Here is a 9,505-nt window from a genome sequence, read left to right as displayed (position 1 = left end):
ATCAAAGCGCATTCCTCCCGGCACTGACCCTACGGGTACAGTGCGGGGCTCCTGCGATTTCTAGCTGAGGATGGCTTCCAGCTCTGGGGTAAGCTGCCGCACCGAGAACAAGCATTGATATCACAGCGATTGTGTTCCCACCACGCAAAGCGCTCTGCCAAGCGATAGTTATAGTGCTTCCGCAACAACTCTAGCTATTGCTCCATTAGAGCAACTTGGCTAGAGGTAGGGCGTAAGCGATATTGATAGGCAGTTCTCATGATGAGCGTATAAAATCCTGCTACGCCGGTCATAGCACCAGTAAGGACAAAGCATCGTGTCCTCGCCTTTTATCCCGACCCTCACCCTGGATAGTGGTGAGTGGATAGTGACTAGCCACTAGTCACTAACAGAGGGTGGGGCTTCCCGGCGGTCTAGCTAACTGCGACCAGGGCTTGATTAGCGCTCCTCCGCCAACCGCACCTGTACCGACTGGCCGTGGGCGGGCAACCCTTCCGCTTGTGTGAGAGCCTGAATGGCGCTGGCCACCTCCCGCAAAGCCGCTGAGCTGTATTGAATCAGACTGGAATGCTTTAGGAAAGTTTCCACCCCCAAAGCCGAGGCATAGCGGGCCGCACCGGCGGTGGGCAAGGTATGGTTGGGGCCAGCCAGGTAATCTCCTACCGCCTCCGGAGTATGGTGGCCCAAGAAAATGGCCCCCGCATGGCGAATGGGATCCAGCAAAGCCCAGGGATCTGCCACCTGCAGTTCCAAATGCTCTGGCGCAAACAGGTTGGACAAAGCCACCGCCGCCGTCAGATCCGGCACCACCGCAATCAGCCCGTAATTCACCACCGACTTTTCCACCATCAGACGGTTGGGATGGGCCTCCATCTGGGTGGCCACCGCCTGCTGCACCTGCTGGGCCAGCTGGAGATCGGTGGTCAGAAGGATGGCCGCCGCCAAGGGATCGTGCTCGGCTTGGGCCAGCAAATCGGCAGCCACATAAAGGGGGTTGGCGCTCTCGTCGGCGATGATCAACACCTCCGATGGCCCGGCCAGCGAGTCGATCCCCACCGTGCCGTACACCAGCTTTTTGGCCAAAGTTACGTAGATGTTGCCGGGGCCGGTGATCACGTCCACCTTGGGGATGGTCTCGGTGCCGTAGGCCAAAGCCCCTATTGCCTGAGCCCCTCCAACGCGATAGATGGTGTGGATGCCTACTTCTTGGGCGGCCACCAAAATGGCCGGGCTAATCCCCTTGCCCCCCGAGCCGTCGGATCCCGGTGGCGTCACCATCACAATCTCGGGCACCCCTGCCACCTGGGCCGGGATGGCGTTCATCAACACCGTGCTGGGGTAGGCGGCCCGCCCCCCCGGAATGTAGAGGCCGGCGCGATCCACAGGGCGGTATTGCTTGCCCAAAACGATCTCAGGGCCGGGAAAGCTCACCCAACTGCTGGGCACCCGCTGCCGGTGAAAAGCCTCAATGCGCTGCTTGGCCAGCCGTAAGGCTGAAAGCAATTGCGGAGACACCGCCTGGTAAGCCGCCTCCAGCTCGGCCCCAGACACCTTCAGTTCGGCAACGCTCAGCTCCACCTGGTCAAACTCAGCCGTATAGGCCAGCAGGGCACGATCCCCCTGACGGCGTACCGCTTGCAGGATCTCCCGCACGGTTGCTTCACGGTGCAGGTTCTGGTCAGCCTGAGTGCGCTCCGAGATCCGTCTAAGCTCGGCTTCAGCCTCGGCTAGCTGGGTGACGATTCTCAGCATGGCAACTCCTTCGCATAGCGCGCCGTAACCCCATACTAACGAGGGATCCGGCGGCATCGCGGTAGCAAAGCGGATCTTTCGCTGGGTCGGCTTGCGGCGACAAGAAGGGACATCCCCAGGCAGGGATCTTGTCTGCACCTGGCGCGATCCGGGTTGATCATGGTCATAGCTTAGCCTGGATTTTCCTCGACCAAGAGCCGGGTAGAGTTCGCCGATAGCCCTACTTAGGAAAAAGCCTGCCCCTTTTTCATAGGCCCAGTTCTGTCGATTTGATCAAGTTGCGAAAATCGTGGATTACCTCTTCACAGCGACGGAAAAAAGCCAGCACCCAATCCCGTAGCACCCTTTGCTGAGATTCGTCCAGTTCCTTGAGGGATCCCCGGTAGTGGATCTGGCCGCTGCGCTCGATCTCGAACTGGTTCAGCCATTCTGCTTTGGATCCCTGGCGTTCCACCACTTCCTGCCGTGCTGCCTTCCAATAGTTGACGATCACCGCCTTGCCCAAATAGCCGGTTGTAATCTGGCAGAGACGGTTCAGAGATTGCACGAAGACATCCATCTCCATGCGCGGGCCCGCCGCAGGAGCGGAACTGGGCTGGGTAGCGTTCCGGCCTGCCTCCGCCTGGCTGGTAAATAGACGAAAGGTGGCCAAGCCCTTTGGCGTATCCTGCTGCAGCTCGGCTCGCAGGCGGTTCACGGCCAAGGTGTAAACCGGCATCACCAGCTCGTCATTCACCGCCACCAGCAGCGCCCATTCCGGCCCGAGGGGGTAAACGAAGACCCGCTGCTCGGCAAACTGAAAATCAAAATAGTCAAGTCCTGGGGGCATGGTCTGCAAAACTTGAAACAGCCCTTCGGTGAGGGCCTGTTGCTGTCGGCTATCCAAATCCTGAAAAGAGCGGTAGAAAAAAGGGCGACCTGTCCGACTCAAGAGCGCCACCCCCATCACCCCGCGGATGGACAAAAAACTGTCGAGCGTTTCCTTCTCCATGCCCACTCAACTTGGGTAACACTCTTATCCTGACTTAGATTGCCCGAGGATGGACGAGCACAACCAACCGCAGTTGCGAGAGGTGGATGCTCGATTTTGGGATTTAGGAAATTCACTGGGACAAAAACGCCTCGATCCGTCCCACTGCCTCCTCCAGACGGGATCCCTCGACCACCAAAGCAAAGCGGACATAGCCTTCCCCACTGGGGCCAAAGCCAGAACCGGGAGACAGGGCAACCCCTGTGGCTCTCACCAAGTCCAGACAAAACTGGGCAGAAGAGCCGCGATAAAACTCCGGCAGAGGCGCCCACAGATACATGGTGGCTTCTGGCAAGGGCACAGGCCAACCGATGCGGTGTAGAGCCGCCACAGCTATATCCCGTCGCTCGCGGTACACCTGCCGCCAGCGCTGCAAAAAGCTATCGGGAACTGTCAAAGCTGCTGCTGCCCCCCGCAGAATGCCCTGGTATTGGTGGAAGTCGATGGTGGATTTCACCCACCGCAGGGCTCGGATCAGCTCTCGGCTGCCAATGGCGTAGGCCACCCGGAACCCCCCCATGTGATAGGACTTGGAGAGAGAAAAAAACTCGATGGTGCGGGTTTTATCGGGATCCGCCTGCAGCGCAGAAGGGGCCACCTGGCCGTCGAAGCGCCAGTCCACATAGGGAAAATCGTGGGCCAGAACGATGTCGTACTGCTGACAAAACTGCAGGGTTTCTTGCCAAAACTCCGGGGTGACGGTGGCAGTGGTGGGGTTGTGGGGGTAGTTCAACACCAGCAGCCGCGCCTGCCGGCAGATTGCCTCCGGGATCCGATCCCACTGGGGCAAGAAGCGGTTTTCCGCCCGCAGGGGCAGGTAGTAGGGGATCCCGCCCGCCAGATGGATCCCGCCCGCATGAGAGGGATAGGCCGGATCGGCGACCAAGGCAACATCGCCAGGATTGAGCAAAGCCAGGGGCAAGAGGGCCGTCCCCTGCTGGGATCCGATCAACGGCAGCACCTCTGTTTCCGGATCGATCTCCAGGCCGAACTTGCCCCTGTACCACTTGGCGCAGGCAGACCGAAAGTCCGCCGTGTCGTGAAACAGCGTGTAGCCATAGGTAGAGGGATCCGACAGAGCCGATTGGATGGCCGCCAAGGAGTCTGAAGGTGGGGGCAGATCGGAGGATCCCAGCGACAAATCGATCACATCCAGGCCAGAGCGACGAGCCTCTCGCTTGGCTCGATCCATTTGGTCAAACACATTGCCGCCGAGGGGCTGAAGTCGCTGGGCGAGGGGAATCGACATGCAACAACTCTTGCAAAGCAGGGGGGTCTATCCTAGCTTGAGGATCCCCTCAGGGATTGTCGTCAGCATTGGGGGAAGAAGGTGAGGTTGGACGCGTGCTGGCCGCCGGCCCCCGGTCGAAAATCTCGATGTGCCACTGTCCTTGGCCGTTGCTCTCAAAAGCGATAAACCGGCCATCGCCGCTGATGGTGGGGTTGCGCACATCTCCCGGCACCCGGCTGCTGATGTTTTCTATCCTGCGGGTTTCGCGGTCGTAGAGAAAAATCTCAGACTTGCCCAGAGCATTGGAGACATAGACGATGTAGCGACCATCGGCGCTGATGTCGGGCGAGGTGGCCGCCACGTCGCTGGAGTTGAGGCCGGGCAGATCCACCAAGCGACGTTCCACCGTGTCGTAGAGAAAAATATCCTGGCTGCCGCTGCGGGCCGAGGAAAACACCAGGTAGCGGCCATCTCCGTTGAAAGCAGGCTCCCCATCGGGGAAGATGCTGTTGAGGCCACTGTTGGTCAGGCTAGGACGTGGGGTGCGAAAGCCTGCAGGGCTGCAGCCCAACAGCACCAGGCTCAATCCGGCCAGGCCCAGCTTTCTCGCCCACCGGGCCGCGCCAAACAGGATCCGGCCATCGGTCAGCATGGCATCGCTTCTCCAACCCACTCTTCCCATCATACCCGGTTGACAAACTCGGCTCCGGCTAGGGCTCCACCTTGACACCCTTCCAGAAGGCCACATAGCCCCGGATGTTGGCCGCAGCGGGTTTGGGATCCGGGTAGTACCAGGCGGCATCTTTGTTCTCCTGGCCGTTGACCACGAGGGTGTAGTAGCTGGCCTCCCCCTTCCAGGGGCAGGTGGTGTGGGTAGAGCTGGGCTGGAAGTATTCCCGGCGCAGAGATTCCGGCGGAAAATAGATGTTGCCTTCTACGGTTTCGTAGCGGTCTGTCTCCGCCACCACTACCCCATTCCAGATAGCCCTGGGCATGGAAAACCTCCTCTTGCCAAGTTTTGGATATCGGATTTTTGAGTTGCGGATCCCGGCGGATGAGGCCGCCTTGCTTTGAGCTTAACTCTTCCCTTCCTCTTATGATCGTTTTGTATTGTCCCTTGTATTGTCCGATGAGAAGCTCTCTGTCCGGTGGGGAAGCCTGCCGATCCCGAGAGCAAAGTGGAATCTTTTAAGGGCTGCTTCCTACCGCTATTGAGCGCTACGGCTATGGCTCGCCGCAACACCCTACAAGATGACCTCAACTACCAACAAGCCAAGCGCAGCCTGCGCCAGTGGGTGGCCCAACTGGATCTGCGCCCCCAAGAGGTCGCGGGCTTAGAAGGGGAGTTGGAGAGCTTGCAAGCGCTCTTGGACAAGCTGGAAACCGAGGTCATCCACATCGCCGCCTTTGGTCTGGTGGGGCGAGGCAAGTCTTCCCTGCTCAATGCCCTGCTGGGCGAGCCAGTCTTTGAGACGGGGCCCACCCATGGCATCACCCGTACCCAGCAAGCGGCAACTTGGAACATCAGCTGGGAAACCCGCCCCCAGTCCTCCTTCTCTGGCACATCCCTGCAGGGATCCCGCCTCCCCCCTTCCTCGGTGCAGTCGGTACAGGTCGCCCATTGGCAGGGATCCCGTCTGGAGCTGATCGACACCCCCGGCCTCGATGAAGTGGATGGCGAAGAGCGGGCGCGGCTGGCCCGAGAAGTGGCCCAGCGAGCGGATTTGATCCTGTTTGTCGTCTGCGGGGATCTGACGCGGGTGGAGTTTGAGGCCCTGGCCACCCTGCGGGAGGCGGGCAAGCCTATGCTGCTGGTGTTCAACAAGATCGACCAGTACCCAGAGGCAGATCGCCAGGCCATTTACGACAAGATCCGCAACGAACGGGTGCGGCAGCTCCTTTCTCCCAACGAGATCGTCATGGTGGCGGCCTCCCCTCGCGTACCCCGCCTGGTGCAAAGGCCGGATGGGAGCTTTGCTGCCCAGATGGAAGTGGGATCCCCGCAGGTGGATGAGCTGCGCCTGAAAATCCTGGAAGTCCTGCATCGGGAGGGGCGTTCGCTGCTGGCCTTGAATGCCCTCCTGTTTGCCGATCGGGTTAACCAGCAGGTAATTGAGCGCAAGCTGCAAACCCGTGCCCAGCAAGCCCAAGACCTCATCGCCTCAGCCGCCCGCACCAAAGCGCTGGCGGTTGCCCTCAACCCCATCACCCTGCTCGATACCTTGGGAGGGCTGGCCATCGATGTCACCCTGATCCTGCGCCTGGCCCGCCTGTACGGCTGGCCCATGAGCACTGCAGGAGCCACACAACTGCTGCAGAAGATCATCCTCAGCATGCTCAGCCTCGGCGCCGGCGAGTGGGTGGCGCTGTTGGGCCTGGGATCCCTGAAAACCTTGCTGGGGGGATTCTCTCTGGGAGCCTACGGTTCCGTGGCCCTGACGCAGGCGGTGTTGGCCGGGTTTTCCTGCTATGCCATCGGCGAGTCCGCCCGCCGCTACCTGGCCCAGGGAGCCAGTTGGGGGCCAGAGGGGCCCAAAGCCGCCATAGCCCAGATTTTGGCCGATTTGGACGAAGCCTCGATCACCGCCCGCCTGCGGGAGGAAATCCGCCACAAAATCGGATTTGCTTTCCCCTGAACCTCTACAATCGCCTCTACAATCAGAGAGCCGAGCCGCATCGTTCGCATGACCTACTGCCTTGGCATCATCACCCGCTTTGGCTTGGTGATGGCGGCAGATTCCCGCACCAACGCCGGGGTGGACTACGTCTCCACCTACCAAAAGCTGTTCGATTTTTCCGTGCCCGAAGAGCGGGTGATCTTGATCTGCACCTCCGGCAACCTGTCCATCACCCAGGGCGTTTTGACCGAAGTGCAGCGGGATCTGCGCCAACAGGAAAGTTCCAATCTCCACACCTTCCCCCATCTCTACGACGTGGCCCGCTACCTGGGATCCAAAATTCGTTACATCCAGGAGCAAGACCGACCCTGGCTGGAAAAGGACGGCATCGACGCCCAGTGCAGCCTGTTGTTGGGGGGACAGATCCGAGGCGAGGAGCCGGCCCTCTTTTTGATCTACAGCCAGGGCAACTGCATCCAGGCCACCCCGGAAACCCCTTTTTTGCAGGTGGGGGAAACCAAATACGGCAAGCCAATCTTGGATCGCACCCTCTCCTACGAAACCTCGCTAGCAGATGCGGCCAAATGCGCTCTCCTCTCCATTGACTCCACCATGAAATCCAACATCTCCGTCGGCCCCCCCATCGATTTGGTGATGGTGCAAGCGGATCAGTTCAAGGTCACCCACCGTCTGCGCCTGCGCACCGGGGATCCCTACCTGGCCAAGATGCGCAAACTGTGGGAGAGCGCCCTCAAACAAGCCTTCGACCAAATGCCCCCCATCGAGTGGGACTACTCGGATCCAGCTGATCGGGAAGAGCTGCTCGACTGAGAGGAGGAGATTGGTAGGATAGGGGTTAATCCATCTCTGCCCAACCCCTGCCATGTCAGCCCACACCTTTCAAGACTTGATCTTTCGCCTGCAACAGTTTTGGGGGGAGCAGGGCTGCTTGATCCTACAACCCTACGACCTGGAAAAAGGCGCCGGCACCATGAGCCCCCACACGTTTTTGCGCGCCTTGGGGCCGGATCCCTGGCGAGTGGCCTATGTCGAACCCTGTCGCCGCCCCACCGATGGACGCTACGGTCAAAACCCCAATCGCCTGCAGCACTATTTTCAATACCAAGTGTTGATCAAGCCCTCCCCCGATGACATTCAAGATGTGTACCTAAATAGCCTGCAAGCTTTGGGCGTGAACCCGGCAGAACACGATGTTCGCTTTGTGGAAGATGACTGGGAATCTCCCACCTTGGGGGCTTGGGGCGTGGGCTGGGAAGTGTGGCTGGACGGCATGGAAGTAACCCAGTTCACCTACTTTCAGCAGGTGGGCGGACAAGATTGTCGCCCGGTTTCTGTAGAAATTACCTATGGGCTAGAGCGCCTGGCCATGTATCTGCAGGGGGTGGATTCTGTTTACGATCTCTGCTGGAATGAGCATCCTTCTCTGGGACGGATTACCTATGGACAAATCTATTTCCAAAATGAGGTCGAGCAATCTTATTACAACTTCGAGTATTCCGATCCGGAGATGCTACTGGAATTGTTCCGGCTCTACGAAGCCGAGGCCAAACGTTTGATCGAGACCACCCAACAGAAACTGCAGAAACAGGTGTTGCCGGATCGGTTGGCCGTGTCTCTGCTCCTGCCCGCCTACGACTATGTGCTCAAGTGCTCCCACACCTTTAACCTGCTCGACGCCCGTGGTGTCATTGCTGTGGCCGAGCGCACGCTCTATATTGGGCGCATCCGCAACCTGGCTCGACAATTGGCGGAGCTGTACGTTAGCCAAGCGGATCGACCGGGATCCAGCTATGCCCTGCGGCAACCGGAACCCGCTTTGGTTTACAGGGGTGCCTCTCCCCAGAGTTAATTCTTGAGAAAGGGATCCCACCTTTGGCTATGATGAGAGATTGGTGTCAGCAAGGTGCTGGCTGCCCAAATGGCTCTTGTGGAAAGTCAGTGACCTCGTTTTCATCCTCTTTTTCTGACCAGTTCACCTTACTTTTTTCGGAAAAGCTTTATGTTTTACCATCATCCCGTCACTCGGGTTTCCATCTTTATTGATGGCAATAATATGTTTTATGCTCAACAGAAAAATGGCTGGTTTTTTGACCCACGCCGGGTGCTGGATTATTTTGTTAGATCACAGCCGAATGTTGAATTGGTCAACGCCTTTTGGTACACCGGCATCAAGGATCCCCATGATCAGAGGGCCTTTCGAGACGCTCTGATCAGCATGGGCTTCACTGTGCGCACCAAGATCCTCAAAGAATATCGAGATGAAGACTCCGGTCGGTACTCCCAAAAAGCAAATCTGGACATCGAAATTGTAATCGATATGTTCAACACCGTTGGCCAGTACGATAGGATCATTCTATTTAGCGGCGATGGAGATTTTGAGCGGGCCGTCGAGCTGTTGCGTTCCAAAAACACGCTGATTACAGTTGTCTCCACCGAAGGGATGATCGCCCGCGAGCTGCGCAACGCCACCGACCGCTACATCGACCTCAATGACATTCGCCCCTACATTGAGAAGTTAGACAAGTAGTGCTTTGGGCAGGGTTCTGGACTGCTTCCTCTGCCGTCGGGTCAGACCCATAGCCTCCTGGCGAGCTGGCGACAACACCGCCTAAGTTCGTTCTGGCTTTTTCCATCTTCACGGATCCCATCCCTGCCACACAAGCGGCACGTCTGTTGTACCGGCTCTAGTCAGCGCTGCCGGAAAGGAGCTGTCCCGGCCAATTCCAGTAGGGTGCTCTGGTGTCCGGCAGAAGGGCTGTGTCTTCTCCCCTTGGCAGCCAACTTCTGGGCAACCTCAGTTCAGGCAGGGGAGCAGAGAGGCTAGCATTGTAAAAAATCTTTGCCCTGATCAGG

The 9,505-nt window shown here is 58.6% G+C and carries 9 protein-coding genes; 4 read left to right on the top strand and 5 right to left on the bottom strand.

From position 1 onward, the window contains the following. Nucleotides 1–438: 438 nt before the first annotated feature. The 5 genes from hisD to NW840_RS05925 all read right to left on the bottom strand — a co-directional run bounded on the left by hisD (nucleotide 439) and on the right by NW840_RS05925 (nucleotide 5,008). Nucleotides 439–1,752, bottom strand: coding sequence for a histidinol dehydrogenase (gene hisD, locus NW840_RS05945; protein WP_414343017.1), 1,314 nt, complete (start codon nucleotides 1,750–1,752; stop codon nucleotides 439–441). 247 nt (nucleotides 1,753–1,999) lie between these two features. After that, the gene (locus NW840_RS05940; RefSeq protein WP_414343014.1) at nucleotides 2,000–2,743 is read right to left on the bottom strand and encodes a hypothetical protein; all 744 of its coding nucleotides are present in this window, start codon (nucleotides 2,741–2,743) and stop codon (nucleotides 2,000–2,002) included. Between the two features lie 112 nt (nucleotides 2,744–2,855). Then, the gene (locus NW840_RS05935; RefSeq protein ID WP_414343012.1) at nucleotides 2,856–4,031 is read right to left on the bottom strand and encodes an LL-diaminopimelate aminotransferase; all 1,176 of its coding nucleotides are present in this window, start codon (nucleotides 4,029–4,031) and stop codon (nucleotides 2,856–2,858) included. A 49-nt stretch (nucleotides 4,032–4,080) separates the two neighbouring features. Next, entirely contained in the window at nucleotides 4,081–4,665 is a 585-nt protein-coding gene (locus NW840_RS05930) for a TolB family protein (protein WP_414343009.1), read from the bottom strand. Nucleotides 4,666–4,723: 58 nt separating this feature from the next. Continuing rightward, entirely contained in the window at nucleotides 4,724–5,008 is a 285-nt protein-coding gene (locus NW840_RS05925; RefSeq protein WP_414328853.1) for a DUF427 domain-containing protein, read from the bottom strand. Between the two features lie 231 nt (nucleotides 5,009–5,239). Between NW840_RS05925 and NW840_RS05920 the strand changes: the two genes are divergently transcribed. The 4 genes from NW840_RS05920 (at nucleotide 5,240) to NW840_RS05905 (ending at nucleotide 9,179) form a co-directional block, all read left to right on the top strand. Next, nucleotides 5,240–6,649 carry a DUF697 domain-containing protein gene (locus tag NW840_RS05920; RefSeq protein ID WP_414328677.1) on the top strand — a complete coding sequence of 470 codons (1,410 nt, stop codon included), beginning with the start codon at nucleotides 5,240–5,242 and terminating at the stop codon, nucleotides 6,647–6,649. A 48-nt stretch (nucleotides 6,650–6,697) separates the two neighbouring features. Then, on the top strand, nucleotides 6,698–7,462 hold the full coding sequence (locus tag NW840_RS05915; protein WP_011431739.1) for a proteasome-type protease: 765 nt from the start codon (nucleotides 6,698–6,700) through the stop codon (nucleotides 7,460–7,462). A gap of 52 nt (nucleotides 7,463–7,514) precedes the next feature. Continuing rightward, nucleotides 7,515–8,501, top strand: coding sequence for a glycine--tRNA ligase subunit alpha (glyQ, locus tag NW840_RS05910; protein ID WP_414343007.1), 987 nt, complete (start codon nucleotides 7,515–7,517; stop codon nucleotides 8,499–8,501). A gap of 150 nt (nucleotides 8,502–8,651) precedes the next feature. Continuing rightward, nucleotides 8,652–9,179 carry an NYN domain-containing protein gene (locus tag NW840_RS05905; RefSeq protein ID WP_011431737.1) on the top strand — a complete coding sequence of 176 codons (528 nt, stop codon included), beginning with the start codon at nucleotides 8,652–8,654 and terminating at the stop codon, nucleotides 9,177–9,179. The last annotated feature ends 326 nt before the right edge of the window (nucleotides 9,180–9,505 follow it).

It is taken from the genome of Synechococcus sp. R5-13 (assembly GCF_047462015.1).
GTDB lineage: Bacteria > Cyanobacteriota > Cyanobacteriia > Thermostichales > Thermostichaceae > Thermostichus.
The sequence above is the reverse complement of the archived record's forward strand: the minus strand, read 5'-3'. Positions and strand labels throughout refer to the sequence as shown.

What these genes read in the sequence shown, in the direction of transcription:
- NW840_RS05930 (WP_414343009.1), bottom strand. Translation starts at nt 4,665, where the DNA reads ATGCTGACCGATGGCCGGATCCTGTTTGGCGCGGCCCGGTGGGCGAGA.
- NW840_RS05935 (WP_414343012.1), bottom strand. Translation starts at nt 4,031, where the DNA reads ATGTCGATTCCCCTCGCCCAGCGACTTCAGCCCCTCGGCGGCAATGTG.
- NW840_RS05905 (WP_011431737.1), top strand. Translation starts at nt 8,652, where the DNA reads ATGTTTTACCATCATCCCGTCACTCGGGTTTCCATCTTTATTGATGGC.
- NW840_RS05915 (WP_011431739.1), top strand. Translation starts at nt 6,698, where the DNA reads ATGACCTACTGCCTTGGCATCATCACCCGCTTTGGCTTGGTGATGGCG.
- NW840_RS05920 (WP_414328677.1), top strand. Translation starts at nt 5,240, where the DNA reads ATGGCTCGCCGCAACACCCTACAAGATGACCTCAACTACCAACAAGCC.
- glyQ (WP_414343007.1), top strand. Translation starts at nt 7,515, where the DNA reads ATGTCAGCCCACACCTTTCAAGACTTGATCTTTCGCCTGCAACAGTTT.
- NW840_RS05925 (WP_414328853.1), bottom strand. Translation starts at nt 5,008, where the DNA reads ATGCCCAGGGCTATCTGGAATGGGGTAGTGGTGGCGGAGACAGACCGC.
- hisD (WP_414343017.1), bottom strand. Translation starts at nt 1,752, where the DNA reads ATGCTGAGAATCGTCACCCAGCTAGCCGAGGCTGAAGCCGAGCTTAGA.
- NW840_RS05940 (WP_414343014.1), bottom strand. Translation starts at nt 2,743, where the DNA reads ATGGAGAAGGAAACGCTCGACAGTTTTTTGTCCATCCGCGGGGTGATG.